A 25,474-nucleotide genomic window follows, 5' to 3' on the forward strand; every position below is an offset into this window, starting at 1 on the left:
GAATCTCCTTATGAAGCGGCCAATGCCGCGCTATGACGGTGTTGAGTCACCCGTTCAGCCAGTTGCCCCACCACATGGCGCGCCGAGTTGGCCGCCGATTCCTGCCAGATACCCACGCCGCTTTGCACCAGCCCGTCGCCGGCGAAATAGACCCGACCATGCCCGGCTTCGAGCAAGGCGCTGGCGTCGGCCGGGAAATGCTCGCGCTGCAGCCACGGGCCTTCGCTGTAGGGAATCTGCTCCCAGGACACCGCCAGCGGATTGCGCAGGTGCTTGGAATACCCGGGATGCAGCAGTTCCACGGCCTCCCTGGAGGTGGCGTACTGTTTGTCGAACGGTTGCGCGCCAAACACATCGGCGCCCTCCCCGGTCACATAGCCCGCCACCAGCAGGCCTTCGCGAGTGTTGAGGTCATTGCTCGGGTACCACAGCAGGCGCGCCGGGTGTTCGATCCACGACAGGCCGCCGTAGGTGCGGTAGTCGGTCTCCCAGAAGCGCGGCGACTGCCACGCCACTTTGGTCGCCTGGTCGCTGCGGGTGCTGAGCAGGGCGGCCTTGATCGGGTCGCTGAAGTCGGTGTCGAGCCTGGCCAGCAACGGCAGCGGCAACGTCGAGATCAGGTAGTCGGCGCGCACGACCTGCTCGCGGCCGCTGCGCTGGTCGTGATAGGTCACCGCCACGCCGTCTTCCAACTGGCGGATACGGCGCACCTGGGCGCCCAGTTGTACATGACCGCTGACGCGCTGGTAGAAGGCGTCGGTGATGCGGTCCATGCCGCCCACCGGTTGGAACATGGTGGCAGAGAACTCCGGGAATTCGGTGTGCAGCAACGCGCCCCACAGTTCCGGATGCAGCAGTTGGTCCAGCGCCAACGGGCGGCGGCTGGCGGGCAAGGCGCCGGGGTGGGCTGGCGATTCCAGGTGCCCCGAACGGATCGTGCCCTCGAAAGCCAGCTCCTGGGACAGGTCGCCATACACCCGCAGGAACGCCAGCAAGCGCGTACGCTCTTCACCGCTCAACAGATCATCGAGAGCATCGCGCTGCACGGCCTTGGCGAGCAAGCCGGACAGGTGCCCGCGCGCATCGTTGATGGCCTGGCCGACCGTGAATGCAGGCTTGCCCACATCAGGCCGTACCTGGGCGCCATGACTGCTGTTGACCAGCACTTCCAGCGGCACGCCCAGCTCATTGCAATAGTCGAGAATCGTGCGGTGCTGGCTGGGAATCCGTGCCGGCCCGGCGTTGAAGTAATGCCCTGGGTCGAACGCGGCGGTTTGCGTGCGGCCGTCCTTGTAGTCCACGCGGTCACCGTTGCGGATCGTCCAGGTGCGGCCGCCCACCCGCTCACGGGCCTCCAGCACTTGCACCTCGAAGCCGGCGCGGGTCAGTTCCAGGGCTGTGACAAGCCCCGCAATCCCCGCACCCAGCACCAGCACACGCGTGCCCTGCCCCAGGCCTTCCTTGAGTTTCAACGGTTGCGGACGGCGGTGTGACGACGGCCCCAGGCCCAATGCCGCCAGCGCGTCCTTGACCGCCAGCTCGCCCCCTACCGCAGCGATGCTCGACAGCGCTTCACGTCGTGTCAGTCCCATGCTCGATGCTCCTTAATCCGGCAGGCCCGGTGGGTTGATCAGCGACGTGTCGACCCGCTCGATGTCCAGGCCCCAGCGTTGCAGCACCTGCTCATATTGGCCGCCGGCAATCGCGCCTTCCAGGGCGGTGTGGATCGGCTTGACCAGGCCGTTGTCCTTGCGCGTGGTCACCGCGATATCGGCCTTCAACGGCCAGCCACCATTCACCGTGCCGACGAGCTTGATACCGCCGGTGACTGCCGCCGAATAGGCGTACACCGAGTTAGGCCCGAACAGCGCATCGCTGCGCCCGGACTGCACGGCCAACTGGGCGGCAGCCTGGTCGTCGAAGTATTGCAACAGCGCCGGCTTGCGCCCCTCCTTCTCGTTGGCCTCGTTCCAGGCCAGCAGGACTTTTTCCTGGTTGGTGCCGGAACCGACGATGATCTTCAACCCGGCGATGTCCGCCGCCTGCTTGATCTCGCTGATCTTGCTGGTGCTCTTCACGTAGAAGCCGAGCACATCCTGGCGGTAGGTGGCGAAGTCAAAGCGCTTCTTGCGCGCCTCGGTCACGGTGACGTTGCTGATCACCGCGTCGTACTTGCCCGAACTGACACCCAGGGGCCAGTCCTCCCAACTGGTCTGCACCACATTGAGTTGCAGGCCCAAGCTATCGGCAACAAGCTGCGCGGTGTCAGCCTCGCTGCCGATGGTGGTCTTGTCGTCGCTGGCCAACAGCGCCAGGGGCGGCCCGGCCACGCCGGAGACGGCCACGGTGAACTTGCCCGGCTGGGCGAACTTGAAGCCCGGCGGGATCTGTGCGATGGCCGCCTCGTTACGCGGCACATGGATGCGCGGGCGGTCGGGGCTGAGGTCGACCTGTTGCACGGCGAATGCGTGTTGCGCGGTGCTGACGGCAAGCGCCAGCAGGGCCACGCGGGCAGTAGAGATAAACATGGGCAGTCACTCCTTGAACTACAGCACCTTGCCGAGAAAGGCCACAGTGCGGGGATGTCGCGGTTGGCGGAAAATCTGTTCGGGCGGGCCTTCTTCAATCAACTGGCCGTCGCAGAGGAACACCACGTGGTCGGCCACCTCGCGGGCAAAGCCGATCTCGTGGGTGACGATCACCAGGGTCACGCCCAGTTGGGTCAGGCCCTTGATCACGTCGAGCACTTCGCCCACCAGTTCCGGGTCGAGGGCCGAGGTGGGTTCATCAAACAGCAGCACTTTGGGGTCCAGCGCCAGGGCACGGGCGATTGCCACGCGCTGTTGCTGGCCGCCAGAGAGCTGGCGTGGATAGGCATCGACCTTGTCCGCCAGGCCGACCTTGGCCAGCAACCCGGCCGCCTTGGCCTGGGCCTCGGCCTTGCTCCAGCGCTTGTGGGCCAGGGGCGCTTCGGCGACGTTTTCCCAGGCGGTGAGGTGGGGGAACAGGTTGAAGTTCTGGAACACGAAACCGACGTCGATACGGCGCTTGAGAATCTCCCGTTCTTTGAGTTCGTAGAGCAGATCACCCTTGCGACGGTAACCGACGTATTCACCGTCAATGGTGATATGCCCGCTGTCGATCTTTTCCAGGTGGTTGATGGTGCGCAGCAAGGTCGACTTGCCCGAGCCGGACGGCCCGAGGATCACCGTGACCTTGCCCGGGTCGATGGTCAGGTCGATGTCTTTCAACACCTGCTGGTTGCCAAAGCGCTTGCCCACGCCCTGGATCTGGATGCGCCCGGCGCGTGCTTCAGCCATGGGTCTTCTCCTTGATCCAGCCGCGAATGCGTTGCAGCGGCGTGGGTGGCAGCACCCGTGCGGTGCCCCGCGCAAAGTGGCGTTCGACGTAGTACTGAGCGCTGGTCAGCACGGTGGTGATGATCAGGTACCAGACCGTCGCTACGATCAGCAGCGGGATCACCGCCTGGGTGCGGTTGTAGATGACCTGCACGGTGTAGAACAGCTCCGGCAGGGCCAGCACATAGACGATGGACGTGCCCTTGACCAGACCGATGATCTCGTTGAAACCCGACGGCAGGATGGAGCGCAGCGCCTGAGGCAGGATGATCCGGAAGATGCGCCGCGAGACCGGCAACCCCAGGGCCGCAGCGGCTTCATGCTGGCCGGCGTCGACGCCGATCAGGCCGCCACGGATGATCTCCGCCGCATACGCCGCCTGCATCAGGCTCAAGCCCAGCACGGCCACGGTGAACTGGCTGAGCACATCCACCGTCGACCACTCGGCGAACACCAGGCCGGTGAACGGCACACCGAGCACGATGTGGTCATACAGGTAGGCAAAGTTGTAGAGGATGATCAGCACCAGCAACGCCGGCATCGAACGAAAAAACCAGATATAGCCCCAGGCCAATGCCGCCAGCAGCGGCGAGCCCGACAGCCGCGCCAACGCCAGCGCGGTACCAAGGATAATGCTGAACAGCGTGCTCAGCAGGGTCAGCAATAGCGTCTGCCCCAGACCACGCAGCACCGACGGCGAAAAAAACCACTGGCCGAATACGCCCCACTCCCAGCGCGGGTTGGTGGCGAGCGAGTGCACGATGGCCAGCAGCACCAGCGCCGCAAAGATCGACCCGGCCCAGCGCCAGGGATGCCGGGCGGGCACCACCTGCAGGGCCTTGATCGGCGTGGAGACACGGGCCTGGCGCACCGGACTGGGCGCGTCGATCAGGTCATAGGGTTTGGCGACGATAGGCATGGTGTATTCCTCGGCCTCAGAAGGCATAGGTCAAGCGGGTGTAGTAGTACCCGCCGGTAAAACCGTAGGGCGAATAGACGCCATAGCTGCTGACCATGGTGCTGCTCGGCACCCCTTGTTTCTTGGGGTAGATGTCGAACAGGTTCTTGGCGCCGACGGCGATGTTCAGGTCTTTGGTGAGGTTGTAGCCAAGGTCGAGATCGGTGATCCACTTGGCGCTGTAGATGCGGTCCAGGTCGCGATTGGCCGATGAGTTCACTTCCTTGTAGGAGCCGTAGCGCGTCAGGGCCAGGTTGAGGTTGAAGCGATCGATGCTCCAGTCGCCGCCCAGGATCAACTTGGTGTTGGGCTGCACGCCGGTGATCAGGTTGCGCGCCTCGCGGTTCATCAGCTCGTAGGAGGTGCCGAGGATGTCCGTGGATTCCTTGTAGTTGAGGATTCTGGTCTGGTTCCAGTTGAATGCTGCGGTCCATTTCACCGAACCGTACCGGCCGAGGTCCTGGCTGTAGTTGCTGACCAGGTCCAGGCCTTTGGTACGGGTGTCGGCGCCATTGATGAAGTACTGCCCGCCGGAGGTGGAGTGGATGCCATTGTTCTGCAATACCTGGGTGATCTCGGGGCCGAGCAAGGTGCCCGTGAGGGTGATGCGGTCGCGCAGGTTGATCACGTAGGCGTCGGCGGTGAAGCTCAGGCGGTCGGTGGGCGTGAGGGTGAAACCCAGGCTGAAGTTGGTCGAACGCTCCGGCTTCAATTGCTGGGCACCGAGGGCTTGGGCCGCGGCGGAACCCACGGGCAACACGCCGTAGTTGATCGACTGGTACACGCCGTCCACCACCCCATAGGTGGTGGAGCGTGCGCTGAACAGGCTGTTGGCCAGGGAAGGCGCTCGGAAACCGTTGCTGACAGTGGCGCGCACGGCGAACTGCGGGGTGAAGTCATAGCGGGTGGTCAGCTTGCCGCTGCGCGTGGCGCCGACGCCCTGGTTGTAGTGCTCGTAACGAAACGCCGTGCCGACGTACCAGTCGGGCACCGGGTTGAAGCCCACGTCGACGTAACTGGCCAGGCTGTTGCGCGAGGCGCTGCTTTCTTCGTCCGGCGAAATGCCGTTGGTGACCTGCGCGCCCGACGACGCGCAATTGCCCGGCGCCACGCAATAGCCGCCGTTGGCATAGGATTCATAGTCACCGGCCTGCACCTCATAAGTGTCGCGCCGATGCTCGAAGCCGACGCTCAGGTCCAGAGGCTTTTGCAGGCCGATGTCGAAGCCGCGCTTGAAGTCGAGGTTGGTGGTCAGCTCGGTGGCGATCCAGGTACCGGAGGTAAAGTGATTCGGCGTGGCCTCGCCCAGGGACGGGTTCTGATTATGGGTGGTGCCCTGCTCCGCCTCGTTGCGCCCGTAGGTGGTGGACAGGTCCCAGTCCCACTCGCCCACCGTGCCTTTGCCGCCGAATGCCGCCTGGAAATCATCCTCGTCGATAAACCACGTCGGCGTGTAGCCGCCGGGATAACCGTTGGGCCCGGTGGTGATGGTGTTGGTGATGGTCGGCAGGCGGAAGTTCTGCCCCTGCTCGGCCTTACGGCGTGAATAGGTGGTGAAGGAGTACAGGCTGAAGCTGTCATCGATCGGCAGCTCGGCGTTGTAGCCCAGGGTCAGCAGGTTGGTCTTGGGCGTACCGTAGCCACCATAAGTCGACCGCCCGGCTTGCTCGTAGGCTTGCGCGTAGGTGTAGCCGTTGGCGCTGGCCTTGTTGTCATCATTCTGGCTGCGGGCGTCCAGGGCCAGTTGGACAATGCCGCCGTTGCTGATCTCGAAACCCTTGTTGAGGCTTTGCTGCACCGTCTGTTTCTTGCCGTCATAGCCCTGGCCGATATTGGTCACCGCGGTGCCGCTGGTGTCGGCCTTGAGGATCACGTTGATCACCCCGGCGATGGCATCGGAACCGTATTGGGCGGCGGCGCCGTCGCGCAGGACTTCCACATGGTCGATGGCGCTGATGGGGATCAGGTCGAGGTCGGCCGGGGCCGCACCGATATTGATCCCGTTGATGTTCAAGGTGGCGGCGGTGTGACGGCGCTTGCCGTTGACCAGTACCAGCACCTCGGCGGCACTCAGGCCACGCAGGTTGGGGGCTCGGGCAATACCGCTGGCGTCCCAACCGGTTTTTTCCGGCAGGGTCAGCGAGGGGATCACTGCGCTCAGGGCCTCCATGAGGCCGGGCTTGCCGGTGTTCTGCAATTGCTTGGCGCTGACCACATCGATCGGCACCGGGCTGCTGGTGACGGTACGCTGCTCGGCGCCGCGGTTGCCGGTGACGACCACGGTGGACAGGGTGCTGTCATCCTGGGCGTGTGCGGTGTTGGCCAAGATGGCCAGGGTGAATGCGGCGGTGGCTTGTAGCACTCGCTTCATAGGGGTTCCTGCGTTTCCAAATCGCGAAGTCGGGCCGTCACGCGGGTGGGCGCGGTGCTCGGTTTTTTTCTGGGGTGTCAGGGCGATTTGGGGCTAGGTGTGGGGCGAGGTTTGAATTGGCAACATACGTTGAACTCCCTTCCAACGGTTCTGCTGCGGGGTGGCAGCGCAGAATCCGAGTCTAGATTGGTACCATCCGAGGTCAGGGGTAGGCTGTTGAGTTCAAACATAACGGAATGGGTTTTGAAAATATAATGCTATTTGGGCATAAGCTAATATTCTTGTATTTCATTATTTATGAATTTTGTTATTCATATAAGTAATGTTTTTTGCGATTTGGGGATTGGGGCATATCCGTTACTTGAGTCACGGCGGCTTATGGTTCCGCCCTTACGGCGGGTCACTTTTGAAAAGAGCCCAAAAGTAACCAAAAGGCTCTTGCCCCAACACTCGGCACCTCGCCTAGGCTCGGTGTGCCCGTAATCCGACAGTGATTTGGGGGGCCGCCTAAGATCAAAATCAAAAGCCAGATCAAAAGCAGGCGGATATCTGACTGCTGTATGGAGATCAAACTGTGGGAGGGAGCTTGCTCCCGATAGCAGTGAAGCAGGCACAGATGCATCAACTGACAGACCGCTATCGGGAGCAAGCTCCCTCCCACATTTAACCGAGATCGACAGTAAAATACCGGCCACTCTGGGCTGAGGAATCAACCAGCTCTGCTTTTGATCTACACCACTCAGGTCGGCTATCAGGCCGCCGTGCCCTTGCTCTTGCTCTTGCTCTTGATCTGGGGCGAAGGCCTTTTGCTTACTTTTGGGCCTTTCCAAAAGTGAGCCGCTGTAAGAGCGGAACCATAAGCCGCCGTTACCTAAATAACGGATATGTACACCGCACTACCTACCTCCCCCAGGCCGCAACAACTGCATCTGCTGCCGATAATCATCCGTCACCTGCCGCGCCTGCCCACTACTGGTAATCACCCTGGGCGTAATCAACACAATCAACTCCGTCCGATCTTTCGACTTACTGGTACTCCCAAACAACCAGCGCAACCCCGGGATCTTTCCCAGATACGGTACGGCACTGACACTCTCCCCGTTGTCCTGCTTGATCAACCCTCCCAGCAACACCGTCTGCCCACTCTGCACCGCCACCTGCGTCGACACCGAACGCGTCGAGATACGCGGATTCACCGGCGTATCGCTAGTACCACTCTGACTCTCGGCATCACTGACCTGCTGCTGGATATCCATGTATACCAACCCCCCCGGATTGATCCGCGGCACCACATCCAGGATCACCCCGGTCTGCACATACTCGACACTGCTCAACGTGGTATCGGCATCCCCGGTGTTGACGGTGGTCTGGCTGATGGGAATGTTGTCCCCCACCTGAATCTGCGCCGGCTGGTTGTTCATCACCACCAGCGACGGCGCCGAGAGCACCTGGGTGCGTCCATTGGTTTCCAGCGCATGCAACGCCACCTGCAGATTCGAACTGACAAATGAGTAGAACAACGAGTCCGTCGCCCCCAGCCCTGCCCCGCCACCGCCCAGCGCACCCTGGCTGCCGGAGGCATTGGCCACCGTGGTGCTGCCGGAATTGCCCGCCAGCCGCCCTAGATACCACTGCACACCCAGGTCCAGTTCACCGGTGAGCTTGACCTCAAGAATCCGTGTCTCGATCTGCACTTGCAGGGGCGGATTGTCGAGACGCTTGATCGCCGCTTCGATCTCTTTCCACTGCGCGGGACGGGTGCGCACCAACAGTTGGTTGCTGCTCTTTTGTGCGGTGATACGGGTACCCGCCTCCAGCGCGTTGGTGGGCGCGATCACCTTTTCCTCCGGCTCCGGTTCTTCGGCAGCGGGCGGGTTGTTCTGCAAGCCACCCGTATTGAGTGACGACAGGGTTGTCGTGCGCAGGCCAGGCGCAACCTTGGCCGGCGTGTCGTCCTTGATCGCGCCAGTGCCGTAGATCTGCCGCAGGTACTTGGCCAGGTCGGCGGCCTTCATGTTGCGCACGTCGTAGACGTACATCTGTGGCTCGTTGCCGCCGCCTTCGTCGATGGTGCGGATCCAGTCGCCGACTTCGCTGAGGTACTGGGGCTGGGAAGAAATCGCTACCACCGAGTTGGTCCGTTCAATCGGCAGAAAGCGCAGCATGCCCGCCAGGGGCATGCCGCTGTCCGGGCCGAACAGGCTTTGCAGCTGAGGCATCAGCTCGGCCACCGACGCGCGTTGCAGGCCGAACACGCCCACCGACATGCCCTTGAGCCAGTCCACGTCGAAGGTGTCGATGGTGTCCTGGTAGTTGGCCAGTTCATCCGGCGTACCGGCCAGGCTCAGCACATTGCGCGCCGGGTCGACCAGCAGAAACGCATTCTCGCGGGCGAAGGGCTTGAGCAGTTTCTGCATCTCGGTGGCGGAGATGTAGCGCAGCGGAAACAGCCGCGCCGACAAGCCGCTGGAAGGTTGCGCCACGCTCATCTGCGGCACCAGCTTGCCCGCCACCGCCTGGCTGGCCGGCAGGATCACGTAGCGGTCACCCTGCTTGATCATCGCGTTGTCGGTCCAGGACAGCAGGGTTTCGAGAATCGACAAGGCCTGCTGCTTGTCCACCGGCCTGGAGGTGGAAAAGCTGACGTTGCCCTTCACGCCCTGGGCGATGCTGTAGTTTTCGTGCAGCAGGTCGCCCATCACGCTGTTGATCACCGCTTCGATGGGTTGGTCGGCGAAGTTGAACACGATGTCGCCGCCTTCTGCCTTCACACCCGGCGCGGTCGCCGGCGGACGCACGAACTGCTGGTTGCCCCGCATCAACTGGCGCTGCGCGGGGGGCTTGACCAAGGGCTGGGCAACTTCCACTGGGGGCGCCTCGCCGGGCGGGCGTTGCGAGCCAGTGCCCTGCATGGCCTCATGCAGAAGCTCATCATCCGGTTCGAGACGGTCGGGGAAGCTGCCACAGCCGCCCAGGGCAAGGGCGGTGGCCAGGCATAACGTGGAGGTGCGCATGTCGATCAAGGGAGGGGCTCGCGGGGCAAAGTAAGGGGGGGGCGCTTGGACGGTGGCGGCAAGCGCTTGGCGTAGAAGCTCAAGGTCTGGGTGCGGCCGTCCAGGCTGAAACGGGCGGATTGCGGAGTGAGGTGTTCCAGGCGCCAGCCGTTGGGCAGGGTCTGGCCCAGGCGCACGGTCAGCAGCGGGCCGTCGACCTGCTTGAGCATGGCCATCTGCAGGTTGCCGGTGATCATGATGCCGCTGAGGGTGAGATGGGCCAGGCTGCTGACCTGTGCCTTGCCCACCACACGATCCGGGCTGCGATCCGGGCTGAACAGCGGCGCTTGCCATGTCGCGGCCAGGTTGTCCAACTGCACACTGGGCAGCCCTTGTACTCGAGGAGTGGGATGGGCGCGCACAGGCGCTTCGGGCAGCCATTGCGGTTCATCACCGAGGCTGCTGAGGATCACCGCCATCAACACGCCCAGCAACCCCGACAGGCCGAGCAAGCCCCACTCCACGGGGCGCAACCGGCTCATCATGGCGTCACCCGCGACGGTTGCAGGTAGCCGCGCACCAGCAAGTGCACCACCAGCTTGCCCGCACCACCACTGGCCGGCGCCTGCTGACTGCGGCGGATGCGCAGCTCATCCACAAACAGGAACGGCGGCTGGTACTCCAGCTCATGCAGCAGCGCTTCCAGGGGTTCGATGGCGCAATCGAGTGTCAGGCTGACCTTGACCTGGCGATAAGGCTCGCCATCGTCCTGCTCCGCGGTGATGGGCTTGCGCTGGGTCAGGCTGCACCCGCCGCCGAGGTTGGCGTGGCTATTGATCAGGTCAGCGAGGCGCTGCATCAGATCGGCGGCGACCACGTCCGGGTCGTCCCCCGGCAGCAGGCTGGTGCTGCTGGCGGGGTCCTGGCGGGCTTGCTCAAGCTGTTGGCGTAACGCATCGCGTTGGCGCAACACACCGGCATAACGTTGCTGTTGCTCGCGCAGTTGTTCGGCCTGTTCGCCCATGTCACGCAAGGGGCCGGCAAACCAGCTGTCGACCAACAGCCAGTAGGCCGCGCCGACCACCACGGCCAGTAGCAGCAAGGCCGCGCCGCGACGTTCACGGGGTGTGAGGGGTCGGCGCATCGGCGGTCTCCTGGCGTAGGTGGGCGCGCAAGGCAAACTGGTCCTTGCCGGTGCGCGCATCGGGCTGGATCACCCCTTCGAACTGGGCGTTTTCCAGGCTGCGGCAGCCCTTGATGCGGGTGATCAGCGCACTGGCCTTGGCACTCTGGCCGGAGATGGAAATTTCACCATCCTTCACGTCCAGTTGATCCAGCCAGGTGTCGGCGGGCAGGCAGGTGGTCAGGTCGTTGAGCAGCGCCGCCAGTGGCGGTTGCGCCAGTTTGCGCCGGGTGAGGTACTGTGCGGCGCCGCGGGTATTGAGCAGTTGCTGGCGCAGCGCGTGCACCTCGGCGACCTCGGCTTTTTGCCGTTGGACGCTGGCGTGCATCACGTCGATAACGCGCTGGCGGTCGTTGAGCCAGAGCAGCATCGCCGCGATCAGCAACGCCCCGCACAGCCACGGCAGGCTGCGTTGCAGGCCCATGCCGGTGGGCCGCTGCGGGCGCAGTGGCGCGGGCAGCAGATCAACGCCGAGGTCGGCCGCATCCACGCGGTGGGGATGCAGGCCGAGGGTGGCACAGTCGGCAAGGATCCGGTCCAGGCGCTCGCGCAGGATCGCCACCACTGTCACCTCAAGGTGGGTGGGCGTGCGCCGCTCCTGACGCGCCACAAAGTAGAGCTGGTCCGCCTCGAATGGCGTGTAGCGGTCCAGCTCATAACCGACCACGGCGCTGAGGTTGCGCGCGGCCGCCAGGGGCAGTTGTACGGTTTGCACCAGCACAGCGTCGGCGCCGAGCATCAGCACCTGGCGCGTGCTGGCTGCTGCGACCGGCGCGCTCAATGGCCAGTGATGGATCTGCTCGGGCGGCTCTTGCCACGCCAGCCACGCAGGTACACAGGCGCGCAACTCCGCGATCCATGCCTGCCAACCCTGTTGCAGCAGGCTGCCGCGCCAGTGCCGGGCGATGGGTTCCAGTCGATTCATTCTTGCCAACGCAACACCCGGTAGGGTTGTGCGCTGTCCTCCGATGGGCTCAATAAAACGGTGACTTGCAGCCGCGCCTGATAACCGCCGGGCCGCTCGGCGCGGCTGTCCACCACCAGCACTTCGCCGGGGTCCACGCCTTCGGCGTCCTGGCGCGGCAGGTTCAGCGCCTTGCGCATCAGCGGGCTGGCGAAGGCGGGATCGGGGCGGTCCAGGTCGCTCCACAAGGTGATTTCGGGCAGCAAGCGGCTGTAGAGGGTTTGCGTCATGCCGGGCAACTGGCGTACTTCTTCCAGCACCCGCAACGGCGCCAGGCCCTGGTTGCGTCGTGCTTCGAGGGCCGTGGCCAGTTGCCTGGCCTGGGCCGGCGTAGCGCCACAGGCCAGGGCCAGACGCGTGAAGTCCTGGGCATCAGCGTTGATCAGGTAGAGCTTGCCGCGCTCGCTGCGCAGGCTCACGTGCAAGATGGCGTCGTCAAAGCTCAGGGGGATATCGCGGCCATCGGCAACCCAGTGCCGCTCGGCCATGACCAGCGCGATGCCGGCTTCGGCGGCCAATACGGTCTGGGTGTGCTGGCGCAGCCACAGGGCCTGGCGACTTTCCAGCTGTACCCAGCCAGCCAGGCCGCCGAGCAACACACTGAGCAGCGCCAGTACCCACAGCACCAGCAGCAACGCAGCACCGCGTTGGCGCCTCATTCTTCAACGCTTCCGCTGGACAGGTTCAGGCGCAGGGCAATCACCTGGGTGACCCAGGGCACCGGCCCCTCCACGCTGGCAGCGATACGCACGGCCGAAGGCAAGCGCCTGGGCCAGGGCCATTCACTCACCCAGCCGGTGGGTTGGCCCAGCGGCGACTCACCGCGATAGCTGAACTGCAACGCCTCGATGTTGTTCAGCAGCACCTGGGGTTCACGTTGAGAAAACCGCACCTGCAACGCCTGTTCGACCCATTGCAGGCTGAACCGATGGATCCCGCCACCGAGCACGCCGGGCAAGGTCGAGACGAACTCCAGGCGCTGCGCCGTGCCGACAAAGAAACCATCGCCCTCGCCCACCGCCAGCGGCAACGCTTCGCTGATCGCCGTGCGCAAGAACTGTTGGGCGGCACGCACTTCATCCAGGTTCACTGTGTATGCCTGGGCCTTGGACACGGCACGATTGGCCCCCAGCAATGCACCGCCGACCAGCACCAGCAACACGCCGAGCAAGCTGAGCACCACAAGGATTTCCAGCAAGGTGAAGCCCTGTTCACGGCGCTTCACAGGCGCGCCTTCAAGGTGCTGAAGCGGGCCTGGTGCGAGCCTTCGCTGAGGACCAGGTCGAGGCGCACAATCCGTGCCTGCTGCCGGGTGCTGGTCAACTGCCAGTGGATGCCGTCGAGTTCGCCCTGACTGACACCGTTGCTCAAGCGCCCCGCCGCTTCCTGGTCGAAAATCGTCAGCGCCGCGTGGGTCAACCGGTCGCTGTGGGCCACTTGGGACAACGAGCGCGCACTCTGGCCAAACGCAACCAGCAGCACCGTGCTGCACACCGCCATCAGCGTGAGGGCGGCGAGCATTTCCAGCAGGGTGAAACCGGCCTGGCGCTTCATGGCAGCGCCTTGGATTGCACGCTGCCGGTGAGCCAGCCGATATCGATACGCCAACGCCGGGCGCCGCTGGCCACCAGAAGATTGCCGCCGGTGGAGCTGCCGTCGGGGTAGAACTCGACGCCAGGGCCGATCTGTTCGGCAGTGTGCAGCGTGACATGCAACCGCGACGGCCACCGTTGCAACGCACGCCCCGGCGCCTGGAACGTACGGTCGCTCAGATCGAATACGGTACGCGCAGGCTGCCCGCTGACAATCGCCCCCGCCCGCGTGGTACGCAGCGCCTCCACCATCTGCCCCACCGCACGGCGTTCCTGCGCCACCTGCAAGCCCTGGCGCACGCCCAGCCCCAGCACGCTGGCAGCCAGGCCGATCAGCAGGATCACCACCAGCATTTCCAGCAGAGTGAAGCCGCGCTGCAACATGGCGGCCCTACTCCCAATTGCCCAGGTCGGCGCTGTAGCCTTCGCCGCCCGGCTGGCCGTCCTGGCCATAGAAGATCAGATCGAACGCGCCGTGTTCGCCGGGAAAGCGATAACCGAAGGCGTGTCCGAACGGGTCCTTGAGGTCCGACGGCTTGGCATAGCCACCGGGCCTGTCCACCAACTGTTGCAGGCTGGTGGGCGGTGCGCCGACGTCGAGGGCGTAGCTGTCGATCTTCATGCTCAGGCTGGCCAACTGGGCCTTGCCCGCACCGTACTTGCCCTTGTCCACATTGCCGCCGACCTGGCGCACGACGATGGTGGCGACGATGCCCAGCAGCACGATCACCGCGAGCATTTCCAACAGGGTGAAACCGCCTTGGCGGCGTGGTTTTCTCATGGGGTCAGCTCCTTTATAGATTGCTGGTCAGGCTCATCAGCGGCAGCATGATCGCCAGCATGATCACCGCCACCAGCACCGCCATGACCACTGTCAGGGACGGCACCAGCGCGGCCAGCAGGCGGTCGATGCCGCGCTTGGCTTCGACGTCGAAGATGTCGGCCACCTTGAGCAACATGCCGTCGAGTTCGCCGGCCTGTTCGCCGACTTCAATCATTTGCAGGGCCAGTTCGGGCAACAGCGGCTGGCTGCCGAACGCGCTGGCGAGGGTGCCGCCGCCTTTTACCGATTCCGCCGCACGCCCGACCTGCGCCTGTAAAGCGTGGTTGGTGCAGACTTGCCGCGCAATCACTAAAGCCTGCAGCAACGCCACGCCATTGCTCAGCAGCGTGCCGAGGGTGCGTGCCAGACGCGCCGCCTCGACGCGTTGCAGCAACGGGCCGACCACGCGAATACCGAGCAGCCGCCGGTCGCAATGCTCGCGAAACAGCGGATCGCGCAAGCGCGCGGCCCCCAACCAGACGATCACGATCAACCCGGCCAACAGCGCCAGGCCATAGGCGCCGAGAAACGTTCCAAGGGCCAGGATCACCTCGGTGATCAGTGGAATCGGCACGCCCAGGTCCTGGAAGATCGGCACGAACTGCGGCACCACATACGCCAGCAGCAACGCCAGGGATCCCAGCACGCCCACCACCAGGAACGCCGGATAGATCAGCGCATTGATCACTTCGCCACGCAGCAATTGGCTGCGTTCCAGGTAATCACTGAGTTGGCGCAGGGTTCCTTCCAGCGCGCCACCGGCCTCACCGGCGCGCACCATGCTCAGGTACAACGGCGAGAACGCCGCACCCTCTTCCTCCAGCGCGGCGGACAATGGCTTGCCGGCCTTGACGCGGTCGCGCAGGCGCTCGATCAGCGCACGTACCTGGGGTGGGCCGGGCTGCTTGAGTAGCAGGCTCAACGAGCGCTCAAGCGGCTGGCCCGCTCCCAGCAGCGTCGCCAATTGCTGGGTAAAACTCACCAACGCCTGGCCCTTCAACGGCCTGTGTGCCGTGCGCAGGCCAAGGCTGCCGGCCGGTTCGATGTGCAACAGCAGCCACCCGCGCTTGTGCAGCGCCGCCACCGCAGCGGTTTGATCGGTGGCCTCCAACGTACCGTTCTGCGGCGTGCCCTGGCTGTCCAGGGCGCGGTATCTGAACAGGCTCACGCGTCCTCTCCACGGGTCACGCGCAGCACTTCTTCCAGCGAAGTAATCCCCGCCAGTGCCTGGCGCAAACCTTCTTCATACAAGGTACGCAAACCGGCGCGGCGCGCGGCCTGCTCCAGGGTCGAGGCATCGGCGTGGCGCATCAGCAGGCTGCGCAGTTCGTCGTTCATCACCAGCAGTTCGGTGAGGGCGCTGCGGCCGTGATAGGCGCCGCGATAGAGCAGGATCGGGCGTTGTTCGGTGAGGCGATCCAGGCCGTGTTCGGCGATCAGTTCGGGCGGCGCTTCGAAAGCGACACGCGTGGCCGGGTCCAGGCGCCGCACCAGGCGCTGGGCGAGGATGCCGCTGACGGTCGAGGCGATCAGGTAGCTTTCCACGCCCATGTCCAGCAGCCGCGTGATGCTCGCGGCGGCGCTGTTGGTGTGCAGGGTGGAGAGCACCAGGTGCCCGGTAAGGGAAGATTGGATGGCGATGCGGCAGGTTTCCAGGTCGCGGATCTCGCCGATCATGATCACGTCCGGGTCCTGGCGCACGATGGAGCGCAACGCCCCGGCGAAGTCCAGGCCGATGGCGGGCTTGACCTGGATCTGGTTGATGCCTTCGAGCTGGTACTCCACCGGGTCTTCCACGGTGATGATCTTGCGCTCGGCGGTGTTGAGCCGCGACAGCGCGGTGTAGAGCGTGGTGGTCTTGCCGGAGCCGGTGGGCCCGGTGACCAGCAGGATGCCGTGGGGCCGTTCCAGCAGGTCGAGGAAGGCGGCCAGCCGCTGGCCGTCGAAGCCCAGGCTGGGAAAGTCGAACTGCACGGTTTGCCGGTCCAGCAGGCGCAGCACCACCGACTCGCCGAAACTGGTGGGCACCGTGGACACCCGCAGGTCCAGTTCCTTGCCCTGGATACGCAGCATGATGCGCCCGTCCTGCGGCAACCGGCGCTCGGCGATGTCCAGCCGCGCCATGATCTTCACCCGCGAAATCACCGCCGCCGAGGAACTGGCGGGCGGCGCTTCGGCGTCATGCAGCACACCGTCGATGCGGTAGCGCACCTTGAGTTGGTGTTCGAAGGGTTCGATGTGGATGTCCGAAGCACGTTGCTCCACGGCGCGTTGCAGGATCAGGTTGACCAGGCGGATCACCGGCGCTTCGGAGGCCAGGTCCTTGAGGTGTTCGATATCGTCCTGGGCGCCGCCCTGTTCATCGAGGTTTTCGATCAGCGTGCCCATGGCCGAACGGCCCTGGCCGTAGTAGCGCTCGATCAGTGTATCGACCTCAGTGCGCGGACCGATGGCCAGCCACACCGGCACCTGGCATGCATAGGCCAGGGCCTGGAACGGATAGCGCAGCGCCGGGTTGGCGGCCAGCACGCGCAGGCCACCCTGGGTCCAGCCCATGGGCGCGACCTGGTAATGGCGCATGAAGCGTTCAGTCAGGGCAGGCAAGGGATCGAGCAACGGCGGCGCGGCGTCCGCCAGCAACAGCGGCGCACCGAGCAACGCCGCCCAGGCGCGGGCCAGTTCGATATCGGAAACCAGGCCCAGGCGGGTCAGCAGGCTTAGCAGGTCATCCGACGGCAAGCGCCGGGCGCGCTCCAGGTCTACCGTTTTCAGCCCAGCATGCTGCATCAACCACTCACACACCTGGTCGGTGTGCGGGATCTGCATCTGGCAGGCATCGATAGGCGCTGACGACATAAGGTTGAGGTATCTAGTATTACGAGAAAGTATGGCTATTTGGAACTACTTAAACATGCCATTAGTTAGCCATAACCCAAGCGAGAGCAAGCCGGGGTTATCGACTGGAAGTTATAGCGCTAGTTCCTGAAAGAGGGGAATAAAATAAACACAATGACCAAGAACCCCGTGACAGAGCCTTAGCAGCTAATAGCCACTACTTCGCTAGTTGCAATTAGCCACTTGTGCGCTTTGCCACAATTAAACGGCAGCCCAATAAATTCACAGGACTTACTTCACCTGCGACGCGGAGCACACTCGCACTTTCGAGTGGCCGTTCACCAGGATTATCGAGCGTTGAAATGTGGGAGCGCGCTGATTGGATTGCGTGACTGTTTTTGGGGCTGCTTCGCAGCCCAACGCGGGGCAAGCCCGCTCGCCACAGCATGCCGGCTACACAGAACGAAAACCGTAGCCACGATGCGAAGCGAGTCGGTCTTGATCTTGATCAGGCCTTGGCCCGAGTGCTTTTTTCAACCAGGCACATCGGCGTGCCGGCGACCGGCTCTTGCATCACCTGCACCTGCACCTCAAATACCCGCCGCATCAACTCGGCACTGACCACCTCCGCCGGTGTGCCATCAGCGACCAGTTTGCCGCCGTGCATCACCGCCAGGTGATCGGCATAACGGCAGGCCTGGTTGATGTCATGCAGCACGGTGATCACGGTTTTACCCTCGGCAGCCAGTTCGCCCATCAGGTCGAGCAGTTCGACCTGATGGCTGATGTCGAGGTAAGTGGTGGGTTCATCCAGCAGCACCACCGGCGCATTCTGCGCCAACACCATCGCCAGCCAGGCACGCTGGCGCTGGCCGCCGGACAGGTCCGCCAGGGCGCGATCAGCCAGCACGTCCAGTTCCAGGCGCTGCATGGCTTGACTCACGTGAGCTTGATCACTGCCGCTCAGGCGTCCCCACAGCGAGTTATGCGGGCTGCGGCCATAGGCAACCAACTGGCGCACGCTGACGCCTTCCGGCACCGGCAACACTTGCGGCAAGAATGCGATGTGCCGGGCCAACTGGCGGGCAGACAGGCTGGCATAGGCCTGGCCATCCAGGGTCAGCTCGCCCTGAGTCGGCTTGAGGATGCGCGCGAAGGCCTTGAGCAAGGTGGACTTGCCGCAGCCATTGGGGCCGATCAACGCGGTGACCTTGCCGGCGGGCGGTGCAAAGGACAGACCTTGCACGATACGGGTGGCGCCGTAGCCGATGTCCAGCTCACGTGCCTGGAGAATACTCATGTCATCAACCCCTGAACCGTGCCAGCAACCAAAGAAAATACGGCGCGCCGATCACCGCCGTAAGCACCCCGGCGGGGATTTCGCTGGGCGCGATCAGCGTGCGCCCCAGCGTATCGGCGAGCACCAGCAGCAACGCACCGATCAGCATCGCCGCCGGCAGCAGGTACTGGTGATGCCCGCCCACCAGCCGGCGCGCCATGTGCGGCGCGACCAGGCCGATAAAGCCAATCGGACCGATCACCCCCACGCCCAGGCTGGTGAGCAACACCGCGCAGGCCATCGCCGACCAACGCGTACGGCTCAGCGCGGTGCCCAGGCTGTGGGCCGCCTCATCGCCCAAGGCGATCAGGTTGAGCGGCTTGGCCAGGCACAGGCCCACGGGGATCAATACGAGGAACGGCAACACCAGCGCCACATGGTGCCAGTTGCGGCTCCACAGGCTGCCGGTCAGCGCGAGCAGCGCGGTGTTGATATCCAAGGGGTGAGAGAGAATCAGAAACTCGGTGACACTGGACAAGGTCACCGCAATCGCCACCCCGGACAACGCAAAGCGCACCCCGGAAAAACTCACGCCGGTGTTGTACAGCGCCAATAACAGCGCACCACCCGCCCCGCCCAGGCAAGCCACCAGCGGCAGCCACGCAATCGGCAGGTGTGGCCAACTGATGATCGCCACGGTCAGCGCGAGCCCGGCGCCTTGGGTTACGCCGAGGATCTCCGGCGAGGCCAGCGGATTACGGATCACGCCCTGCACAATCGCCCCGGCCAGGCCGAAGGCCGCACCGGCAAGAATCGCGATCAGGCTGCGCGGCAGGCGGTGGTTCCACACTTCGAAGTCAAGGACGTCGTGGGCCAGCAGGCGTTCGAAAACGGTGTGCGGCGTGAGCCACAGGGTGCCGGCGCTGAGGCTGACCCCGGTTGCCAGCAGCAACAGGCCGAGCAGCAGCCACAAGCGCAGTCGTGGGCGGATCATAGGGCGCGCCTGGCAAGAAAGAGGAAAAACGGCGCGCCGATCAGCGCGGTGACCACCCCCGCCGGCGTTTCCACCGGGAAGGCAACGGCGCGGCTGAGCAGGTCGGCCCCCAGCACGATCACCGCGCCCAATGTGGCGCTCAGCGGGATCAGCCAGCGGTAGTCATTGCCCAGAAACTGACGCAGGATATTCGGCGCGATCAGCCCGACAAACCCGATCGGCCCCACCGCACAAACGGTGGCGCCCACCAGCAGCAAACTGGCGACAAACACCTGCAGCCGCAGGCTGGCGATGCCGACGCCCAGCGAGCGTGCGGCGTCTTCGCCAAGGTTGATCAGGTTCAGGCGCGGCGCACACCAGAGTGCCCACAGGCCGCCGATCAAGGTGCATGGCCAGAGCAGTTGCACCTGCGCAGCGCCGACATTGGCCAGTGAACCGGCCAGCCAGTTGAGCACGCTTTGCGCCTGGGCCTCGACCAGGATCACTGTGAGCCGGGTCAACGCGGCGCACAACGCCGCCACGGCCACGCCAGCCAAAACCAGACGGCCCTGGGCCGTGGTCGGCGACCAGGCACCGCCCAGGCTGAACACGGTGAACCAGGCCAGCGCGCCGCCCAGGCAGGTCATCAACAGCGCACCGCCGGCAAAGGGCGGCGCGACCAGGCCGGTGGAAAACAGGGCCAGTCCCAGCGCGGCGCCCGCCGTCACGCCAAACAGCGACGGCGAGGCCAGGCGGTTGCGCGTAATGCCCTGCATCAGCGCCCCCGCGAGGCCCAGGCAGGCACCGACCAACGCGGCACACACGGCCCGTGGCACACGTAACTGGGCGACGATATAGGCCATGTTGCCGCCGACGCGGCCCTGGTGAACCAGGCCATTCCACGCATCCGTCGCTGTCAGGGTAAATGGCGACCAGCTGTACAGCGACAGCCAGAACAACCCGGCACCCGACAGCAGAATGCCAACGGCGGCGAAACTGCGTTGCACGGTTATTGGCTCAATACGGCTTTACCGCCCTTGAGAATCGCCAGCGCATCCTCGGCGATCTGCTCCGACGCCAGCACGCCACGGTTGCGCGCCCAGCTGTCGCCATCCACTTCGGCCACATGCTTATTGCGCACGGCGCCGAGCACTTGCCACAACGGCTGCTTGCTCCAGCTGTCGACGATGCTGGGGCGACGGTAATGACCGACCAGCAACCAACCCGGGTCGAGGGCCAGCAACTGTTCCAGGCTGACGAACTCGGTGGGCGCGGCGTTGGCGCGTACCGATGGGACTTTCAGGCCGATGGCCTCAAGCACGCTGCCGGCGTAGGAGTCCGGGCCATGCACGGAGAAGCTGTCCTCACGCGCCACACCGAACAACACGCTGGCGCCGGCCGGGATCTGTTGCGCAATGGCCTTGAGGTTTTCACGGTTCTTCTGGATGCGCGCCTCCATCTGCGCGCTCTTGCCGAGGGCCTTGCCAATCAGTTCGGCGGATTTGAGGCTGCCCTGGTAATCCTCGCCACGGGACGGCAGCAGCAAGGTCGGCGCGATGCTCGCCAGGTCGCTGTACAGCGCCTGGTGGCGATTGAGGTCGGCCACGATCAGATCGGGCTTGAGCCGGGCGATCTCCTCGATGCTCGGCTGCGAGCGCAGGCCCACCGACTGCCATTGGCCGATGGCCTGGCGTACGCGGGGCAACACGCGGTTGGCATCGCCATCATCGGCGGCGCCGACCGGGGTGACGTCAACGGCGGCCAGGCTGTCGAGAAAGGAAAACTCCAGCACCACCACGCGCTTGGGGGCATCGGGCAGATGCACGGCGTGCTGGCCGTCGTTGAGGTCGATGGGGGCGGCGCTCAGCAGGCTGGACGAGAACGCCAGGACACAGGCGGCCAGGGTGGGGATGGAACGCAGCATTCGCATGACAAGGACCTCGGCGTTAAAACACCCCGGCTAGGCAGGCCGGGGAAAACGGCGGGTACTATTCCATATCGGCGCGGCGTGATCAAAAAACATTCTCATTTATAACCTGCACAGCCCAGTGTCAGAAGTCGACGGTGGCCGACAGCAGGTAGGTGCGCGGTGTCGACAGGGTCAGCCCCGGCTCGCTGTCATCCGATGCACCGGCCGAGCTCCAGTAGCGTTTATCGGCGACGTTCTCCACATTCGCCCGCAGGGTGATGTGCTTGTCATCCACCTTGAAGCCATAGCGTGCGCCGACGTCGAGGCGGTTCCAGGCGTCGATTTCCTTGACATTGGACTGGTCCAGGTACTGCGAGCTGGAGTAGATGCCACGGCTGGTCAACGTCAGGCCTTCCAGGCCCGGCACGTCCCATTCGGCGCCGAGGTTGACGTTGTACTTGGGCGTGGCCGGCGCACGGTTGCCGTCCCAGGTGCCATTGGTGGTGTCTTTGAGTTTGCTGTCGATGTACATCACCCCGCCCAGCAGGCGGAAGCCCTTGAGCGGTTCGCCGAACACGCTCAATTCCACACCGGCATTCTCGCGCTTGCCGTTGGGGCCAAACAGCCGCGTGGTCGCATTGGTTTCATAGGCCGGTTGCTTGATGCGGAACACGGCGGCGGTCACCGCGAAGGCACCGGCATCGTACTTGGCGCCCACTTCCACCTGGCGGCTGATGAACGGCGGGAAGATCTCGTCTTCGTTTCTCGAGGTCGACGGCGCGATCTTGCCCTGGCTCAGGCCCTCCATGTAGTTGGCGTACAGCGACAACTTGTCGGTGGCCTTGAACAGGAGGCCGCCCGACGGCGATACCTTTTCTTCGTCATAGGCGGTGTCGCCTTTGATCCCGTCGCTCCAGTCAGTCACCTTGACCCGCTGCCAGCGCGCACCGAGGGTGAGCAACAGGCGGTCGTCGAAAAAACCCAGGGTGTCGGACAAGGCCACGCCGCTGAATTTGTTTTCGGTGTAGACCTTGGGATCGAAGCGCGTCGGCCGTGACGGCGTCGGCGACTGCACAGGGTTGTAGAGATTGCTCGACGGCGCCGTATACCGCGCACCGCCGTTGGTGAAGTCCATGTCGAAGTAGCTGGCGGCCAGGTTGACCTCATGGCTCACCGGCCCGGTATGGAACCAGTTGCGCACGCCAGCGGTGTAGGTGCGCACGTTTTCATCGCGGGTGAAATCCCGCGGCTGCACGCTGAAATCGCCGGCCGCATTGGTCACCGAAACCGCGTGGCGCAGGAAGTCGTGGTTGCTTTTGCGCGCGCCCACGCCACCGTAGAGCATCACGTTGTCACTGAGGTCGTACTCGGCGTTGACCGTACCAAAGGTGTCATTGGTGCGAGCCTTGCTCCACGACTGCGCATAGTTGCGGCGCACATCGCTGGCACTCGGCACCGGCGCAGCGGCCGCCACCTGCACGCGCTCCTGGGGGGCATCGGTGTCGCGCTCGGTGTGGCCGATATCGGTGGAAAGGCGCAGGCGCTCGCCGCGAAAATCCAGGCCCAGCACGGCCATTTCGCGGTCGACGCTCTGGTGGTCCCAGGCGGTGTCGCCGGATTGCTTCACGCCGTTGAAGCGAATGCCGTACTGGTTGTCCTCGCCAAAGCGTCGGCCAATGTCGACCGCACCGCCGGCCTGGCTGTCGGACGCCCAGTTGCCGGTAAACGAGTTGATGTCCTTGTCGGTGGCGCGCTTGGGCACCACGTTGATCCCGCCGCCCACGCTGCCACGCGGCGAGATGCCGTTGATCAACTGGCTCGGGCCTTTGAGGATGTCGACGCGGTCGGCCATTTCCATGTCGATGGTGTACGTCGGCAGCACGCCGTACAAGCCGTTGTAGGCCACGTCACTGTTGAACAGGCTGAACCCGCGAATGGTGAATTGCTCGTAGCGCCCACCGGCCGGGTTGGTGGCGCGCACCGAGGGGTCGGCGGCGATCAGGTCGCCGAGGGTGCGTGCCTGCTGGTTTTTCACCGCCTCCTGGGTGTAGGTGGTGATGCTGAACGGAGTCTCCATGAAATCCCGCGTGCCCAGCAAGCCCTGCGCCGTGCGGCGCGCCACCTGGCCACCGGCGTAGGTGTCGCCGTCGTACAGGCCGGTGGTGCCAAGGATCGACGTGGGCGCCAGTTCCAGGCTGCTGCCCTCCGGCACCGGCACCAGCATGTAGGCCTGCTCGCCCATGGCTTGCAGTTGCAGGCCGGAACCTTGCAGCAGGCGGGCAAAGCCCTCCTCCACGCCGTATTCGCCGGACAAGCCAGTGCTGCTGCGCCCGCTGACCAGCGCCGGGTCCACCGACAGGTTGACCCCCGACAGCCCGGCAAAACGCGTCAGCGCCGCGCTCAGGCTGCCCGCCGGCACTTGGTAGCTGCGCCGGGCGGCGGTGTCTTCGGCGTAGCTGACGGCGGCGAAAAACGGGCTGGCGCTGAGGCTCAGCATCAGGCTCAGTTTGAGCAAGGGGCGGACTGCGGGCATTGGCGGAAGCTCTCGATATTGTTCACTTGCCTGGAATGACAGGCGAGGTGAAAAAAAGGGACAGGCTTCAGCCAATTTTTTTCGCTTACCACACTGCGATCGTTGAATCCGTCCTTGGCTCCGTTCCACCGCACAATACACCACTGACCGGATCACGCAGGATGATCTGGCCACGCCCGTAGTCGGTGAGGTCGCTGGCGATCTGCACCTGGTGCCCGCGTCGCGCCAGGGCATTGGCCAGGTCACTAGAGGCACCGTGTTCGATGCCGACCTTCATGTCGCCCAGCCATTGCCAGCGCGGCGCGTCCAGGGCCGCTTGCGGGTTGAGGCCGAAGTCCACCAGGTTCATCACCATCTGCACATGGCCCTGGGGTTGCATGTAGCCGCCCATCACGCCGAATGGCCCGAGGGCCTGCCCGTCCTTGGTGAGGAAGCCGGGAATAATGGTGTGGAAGGTTTTCTTGCCCGGTGCCAGGCAGTTGGCGTGACTTGGGTCGAGGCTGAATTCCTGCCCACGGTTCTGCAGGGCGATGCCGCTGTCGGGCAGCACCACGCCGGAGCCGAAGCCGTGGTAGTTGCTCTGGATGAACGAGACCATATTGCCCTCGGCATCCGCCGTGGCCAGGTACACCGTGCCGCTGGCATGGGGGTCGCCGGGCTTGGGCGGCTGCGCCTGTTCGCCGATCTGCCCACGGCGGCGGGTGCTGTAGGCATCGCTGAGCAGGTCGGCGACGGCCACGCGCATGTGCAACGGGTCGGTGATGTGGTGCAGGCCGTCGCTGTAGGCGAGTTTCATCGCCTCCAACTGGCGGTGCCAGGTCTGCTGGCTGTCGCGGTGATCGAAGCTGAAGCCTTCAAGGATTTTCAACGCCATCAGCGCCACCAGGCCCTGGCCGCTGGGCGGGATTTCCCAGACGTCCACCCCTCGGTAGTTGACGTGGATAGGGTCCACCCATTGGGCGCGATAATCCTGGAGGTCGCTGGCGCGCAGGTAACCGCCACTGGCCCTGGAATGCACATCCAGGCGTTCGGCCAGGGCACCGCGATACAAGCTTTCGCAACGGGTAGCGGCGAGTTCTTCCAAGGTACGTGCCTGGGCCGGGTTGCGGAATATCTCACCCGCCCGGGGCGCACGGCCGTCGATCAGGAACGTGTCGAACCAGGCGTCCAGGGCCGGGTCACGATGGGGGCCGAATTCATCCAGCGCGGCCTGCCAGAGCTGGGCGATCACCGGCGACAACGGGAAGCCGTCACGCGCCAGGCTGATGGCGGGCTGCAGCAACTCGGCAAACGGCAACTTGCCGAAGCGCTCGGACAGCTCGGCCCAGGCCGATGGGCAACCGGGCACGGTGACCGGTGTCCAGCCATACAGCGGCATCCGGTCGTGCCCCGCCGCCTTGACCGCCTCGATACTCAAGGCCGCCGGCGCGTGGCCATTGCCGTTCAGGCCGTGCAGCCGGCCCTTGCACCAGACCAGCGCGAACGCGTCGCCGCCCAGGCCACAGCCGGTGGGCTCCACCACCGTGAGCGCGGCCGCCGTGGCAATCGCCGCATCAATGGCGTTACCGCCCTGTTGCATGATCTGGATACCGGCCTGGGCCGCCAGGGGCTGGGACGCCGCAACCATGCCGCGACGGGCAAACACGCTTTGGCGCTGCGAGGGATAGGGGTACTCGTGAGCAGAAAATTTCAACATGGCTAA

22 protein-coding genes are annotated in these 25,474 nt (G+C 64.5%); all 22 read right to left on the bottom strand.

Going from position 1 to position 25,474, the window contains the following annotated elements; genetic code table 11:
- Nucleotides 1-8: 8 nt before the first annotated feature.
- The 22 genes from K5K89_RS19090 to K5K89_RS19195 all read right to left on the bottom strand — a co-directional run bounded on the left by K5K89_RS19090 (nucleotide 9) and on the right by K5K89_RS19195 (nucleotide 25,468).
- Nucleotides 9-1,592: a flavin monoamine oxidase family protein gene (locus tag K5K89_RS19090; RefSeq protein WP_071492148.1), complete on the bottom strand. Its 1,584-nt coding sequence runs from the start codon at nucleotides 1,590-1,592 to the stop codon at nucleotides 9-11.
- Between the two features lie 12 nt (nucleotides 1,593-1,604).
- Complete coding sequence (locus tag K5K89_RS19095; protein ID WP_222540051.1) at nucleotides 1,605-2,528, bottom strand: ABC transporter substrate-binding protein; 924 nt, start codon at nucleotides 2,526-2,528, stop codon at nucleotides 1,605-1,607.
- Between the two features lie 18 nt (nucleotides 2,529-2,546).
- Nucleotides 2,547-3,320 carry an amino acid ABC transporter ATP-binding protein gene (locus K5K89_RS19100; RefSeq protein ID WP_092244447.1) on the bottom strand — a complete coding sequence of 258 codons (774 nt, stop codon included), beginning with the start codon at nucleotides 3,318-3,320 and terminating at the stop codon, nucleotides 2,547-2,549.
- Nucleotides 3,313-4,278, bottom strand: a complete 966-nt coding sequence (locus K5K89_RS19105) for an amino acid ABC transporter permease (RefSeq protein ID WP_222540052.1) — start codon at nucleotides 4,276-4,278, stop codon at nucleotides 3,313-3,315. The genes K5K89_RS19100 and K5K89_RS19105 overlap by 8 nt, the downstream gene beginning before the upstream one ends.
- Nucleotides 4,279-4,294: 16 nt before the next feature.
- The gene (locus tag K5K89_RS19110; protein ID WP_222540053.1) at nucleotides 4,295-6,688 is read right to left on the bottom strand and encodes a TonB-dependent receptor plug domain-containing protein; all 2,394 of its coding nucleotides are present in this window, start codon (nucleotides 6,686-6,688) and stop codon (nucleotides 4,295-4,297) included.
- 896 nt (nucleotides 6,689-7,584) lie between these two features.
- On the bottom strand, nucleotides 7,585-9,702 hold the full coding sequence (gene gspD, locus K5K89_RS19115; RefSeq protein ID WP_222541730.1) for a type II secretion system secretin GspD: 2,118 nt from the start codon (nucleotides 9,700-9,702) through the stop codon (nucleotides 7,585-7,587).
- Nucleotides 9,703-9,707: 5 nt separating this feature from the next.
- Nucleotides 9,708-10,226 (bottom strand): general secretion pathway protein GspN, encoded by a 519-nt coding sequence (locus tag K5K89_RS19120; RefSeq protein ID WP_222540054.1) that lies wholly within the window; start codon nucleotides 10,224-10,226, stop codon nucleotides 9,708-9,710.
- Nucleotides 10,223-10,825 (bottom strand): type II secretion system protein GspM, encoded by a 603-nt coding sequence (gene gspM, locus K5K89_RS19125; protein ID WP_102592727.1) that lies wholly within the window; start codon nucleotides 10,823-10,825, stop codon nucleotides 10,223-10,225. The genes K5K89_RS19120 and gspM overlap by 4 nt, the downstream gene beginning before the upstream one ends.
- Nucleotides 10,800-11,789, bottom strand: coding sequence for a type II secretion system protein GspL (locus tag K5K89_RS19130; RefSeq protein WP_071492156.1), 990 nt, complete (start codon nucleotides 11,787-11,789; stop codon nucleotides 10,800-10,802). The genes gspM and K5K89_RS19130 overlap by 26 nt, the downstream gene beginning before the upstream one ends.
- Complete coding sequence (locus tag K5K89_RS19135) at nucleotides 11,786-12,487, bottom strand: general secretion pathway protein GspK (RefSeq protein WP_071492157.1); 702 nt, start codon at nucleotides 12,485-12,487, stop codon at nucleotides 11,786-11,788. Before K5K89_RS19135 ends, K5K89_RS19130 begins: the two co-directional genes overlap by 4 nt.
- Nucleotides 12,484-13,053, bottom strand: coding sequence for a prepilin-type N-terminal cleavage/methylation domain-containing protein (locus K5K89_RS19140; RefSeq protein ID WP_222540055.1), 570 nt, complete (start codon nucleotides 13,051-13,053; stop codon nucleotides 12,484-12,486). The genes K5K89_RS19135 and K5K89_RS19140 overlap by 4 nt, the downstream gene beginning before the upstream one ends.
- Entirely contained in the window at nucleotides 13,050-13,382 is a 333-nt protein-coding gene (locus K5K89_RS19145) for a type II secretion system protein (RefSeq protein ID WP_058427615.1), read from the bottom strand. The genes K5K89_RS19140 and K5K89_RS19145 overlap by 4 nt, the downstream gene beginning before the upstream one ends.
- Nucleotides 13,379-13,804, bottom strand: a complete 426-nt coding sequence (locus tag K5K89_RS19150; RefSeq protein ID WP_222540056.1) for a GspH/FimT family pseudopilin — start codon at nucleotides 13,802-13,804, stop codon at nucleotides 13,379-13,381. Before K5K89_RS19150 ends, K5K89_RS19145 begins: the two co-directional genes overlap by 4 nt.
- A gap of 7 nt (nucleotides 13,805-13,811) precedes the next feature.
- Nucleotides 13,812-14,201: a type II secretion system protein GspG gene (locus K5K89_RS19155; protein WP_010209194.1), complete on the bottom strand. Its 390-nt coding sequence runs from the start codon at nucleotides 14,199-14,201 to the stop codon at nucleotides 13,812-13,814.
- Between the two features lie 13 nt (nucleotides 14,202-14,214).
- Entirely contained in the window at nucleotides 14,215-15,411 is a 1,197-nt protein-coding gene (gene gspF, locus K5K89_RS19160) for a type II secretion system inner membrane protein GspF (protein WP_093528166.1), read from the bottom strand.
- On the bottom strand, nucleotides 15,408-17,069 hold the full coding sequence (gspE, locus tag K5K89_RS19165) for a type II secretion system ATPase GspE (RefSeq protein WP_409996329.1): 1,662 nt from the start codon (nucleotides 17,067-17,069) through the stop codon (nucleotides 15,408-15,410). The genes gspF and gspE overlap by 4 nt, the downstream gene beginning before the upstream one ends.
- Before the next feature lie 517 nt (nucleotides 17,070-17,586).
- A complete protein-coding gene (gene fecE, locus K5K89_RS19170; RefSeq protein ID WP_222540058.1) occupies nucleotides 17,587-18,378 on the bottom strand; it encodes a Fe(3+) dicitrate ABC transporter ATP-binding protein FecE in 792 nt (263 codons plus the stop codon).
- Nucleotides 18,379-18,382: 4 nt separating this feature from the next.
- Complete coding sequence (locus tag K5K89_RS19175) at nucleotides 18,383-19,351, bottom strand: iron chelate uptake ABC transporter family permease subunit (RefSeq protein WP_222540059.1); 969 nt, start codon at nucleotides 19,349-19,351, stop codon at nucleotides 18,383-18,385.
- On the bottom strand, nucleotides 19,348-20,337 hold the full coding sequence (gene fecC, locus K5K89_RS19180; protein WP_222540060.1) for an iron-dicitrate ABC transporter permease FecC: 990 nt from the start codon (nucleotides 20,335-20,337) through the stop codon (nucleotides 19,348-19,350). Before fecC ends, K5K89_RS19175 begins: the two co-directional genes overlap by 4 nt.
- Before the next feature lie 2 nt (nucleotides 20,338-20,339).
- The gene (locus K5K89_RS19185; protein WP_371322062.1) at nucleotides 20,340-21,254 is read right to left on the bottom strand and encodes a Fe(3+) dicitrate ABC transporter substrate-binding protein FecB; all 915 of its coding nucleotides are present in this window, start codon (nucleotides 21,252-21,254) and stop codon (nucleotides 20,340-20,342) included.
- Between the two features lie 127 nt (nucleotides 21,255-21,381).
- Complete coding sequence (locus tag K5K89_RS19190; protein ID WP_071492166.1) at nucleotides 21,382-23,772, bottom strand: TonB-dependent receptor; 2,391 nt, start codon at nucleotides 23,770-23,772, stop codon at nucleotides 21,382-21,384.
- Between the two features lie 85 nt (nucleotides 23,773-23,857).
- Entirely contained in the window at nucleotides 23,858-25,468 is a 1,611-nt protein-coding gene (locus K5K89_RS19195; RefSeq protein WP_071492167.1) for a gamma-glutamyltransferase family protein, read from the bottom strand.
- Nucleotides 25,469-25,474: the final 6 nt, after the last annotated feature.

Source organism: Pseudomonas sp. DR208, from assembly GCF_019823005.1.
Lineage (GTDB): Bacteria > Pseudomonadota > Gammaproteobacteria > Pseudomonadales > Pseudomonadaceae > Aquipseudomonas > Aquipseudomonas extremorientalis.

Excerpts from the sequence above, each read along its gene's own strand:
- K5K89_RS19135 (WP_071492157.1), bottom strand. The coding sequence starts at position 12,487 with ATGAGGCGCCAACGCGGTGCTGCGTTGCTGCTGGTGCTGTGGGTACTG.
- fecE (WP_222540058.1), bottom strand. The coding sequence starts at position 18,378 with ATGAGTATTCTCCAGGCACGTGAGCTGGACATCGGCTACGGCGCCACC.
- gspE (WP_409996329.1), bottom strand. The coding sequence starts at position 17,069 with ATGCAGATCCCGCACACCGACCAGGTGTGTGAGTGGTTGATGCAGCAT.
- K5K89_RS19100 (WP_092244447.1), bottom strand. The coding sequence starts at position 3,320 with ATGGCTGAAGCACGCGCCGGGCGCATCCAGATCCAGGGCGTGGGCAAG.
- K5K89_RS19175 (WP_222540059.1), bottom strand. The coding sequence starts at position 19,351 with ATGATCCGCCCACGACTGCGCTTGTGGCTGCTGCTCGGCCTGTTGCTG.
- K5K89_RS19185 (WP_371322062.1), bottom strand. The coding sequence starts at position 21,254 with ATGCTGCGTTCCATCCCCACCCTGGCCGCCTGTGTCCTGGCGTTCTCG.
- K5K89_RS19120 (WP_222540054.1), bottom strand. The coding sequence starts at position 10,226 with ATGATGAGCCGGTTGCGCCCCGTGGAGTGGGGCTTGCTCGGCCTGTCG.
- K5K89_RS19150 (WP_222540056.1), bottom strand. The coding sequence starts at position 13,804 with ATGTTGCAGCGCGGCTTCACTCTGCTGGAAATGCTGGTGGTGATCCTG.
- K5K89_RS19090 (WP_071492148.1), bottom strand. The coding sequence starts at position 1,592 with ATGGGACTGACACGACGTGAAGCGCTGTCGAGCATCGCTGCGGTAGGG.
- K5K89_RS19155 (WP_010209194.1), bottom strand. The coding sequence starts at position 14,201 with ATGAGAAAACCACGCCGCCAAGGCGGTTTCACCCTGTTGGAAATGCTC.
- K5K89_RS19110 (WP_222540053.1), bottom strand. The coding sequence starts at position 6,688 with ATGAAGCGAGTGCTACAAGCCACCGCCGCATTCACCCTGGCCATCTTG.
- K5K89_RS19095 (WP_222540051.1), bottom strand. The coding sequence starts at position 2,528 with ATGTTTATCTCTACTGCCCGCGTGGCCCTGCTGGCGCTTGCCGTCAGC.
- K5K89_RS19145 (WP_058427615.1), bottom strand. The coding sequence starts at position 13,382 with ATGAAGCGCCAGGCCGGTTTCACCCTGCTGGAAATGCTCGCCGCCCTC.
- K5K89_RS19130 (WP_071492156.1), bottom strand. The coding sequence starts at position 11,789 with ATGAATCGACTGGAACCCATCGCCCGGCACTGGCGCGGCAGCCTGCTG.
- K5K89_RS19195 (WP_071492167.1), bottom strand. The coding sequence starts at position 25,468 with ATGTTGAAATTTTCTGCTCACGAGTACCCCTATCCCTCGCAGCGCCAA.
- gspD (WP_222541730.1), bottom strand. The coding sequence starts at position 9,702 with ATGCGCACCTCCACGTTATGCCTGGCCACCGCCCTTGCCCTGGGCGGC.
- gspM (WP_102592727.1), bottom strand. The coding sequence starts at position 10,825 with ATGCGCCGACCCCTCACACCCCGTGAACGTCGCGGCGCGGCCTTGCTG.
- K5K89_RS19105 (WP_222540052.1), bottom strand. The coding sequence starts at position 4,278 with ATGCCTATCGTCGCCAAACCCTATGACCTGATCGACGCGCCCAGTCCG.
- K5K89_RS19190 (WP_071492166.1), bottom strand. The coding sequence starts at position 23,772 with ATGCCCGCAGTCCGCCCCTTGCTCAAACTGAGCCTGATGCTGAGCCTC.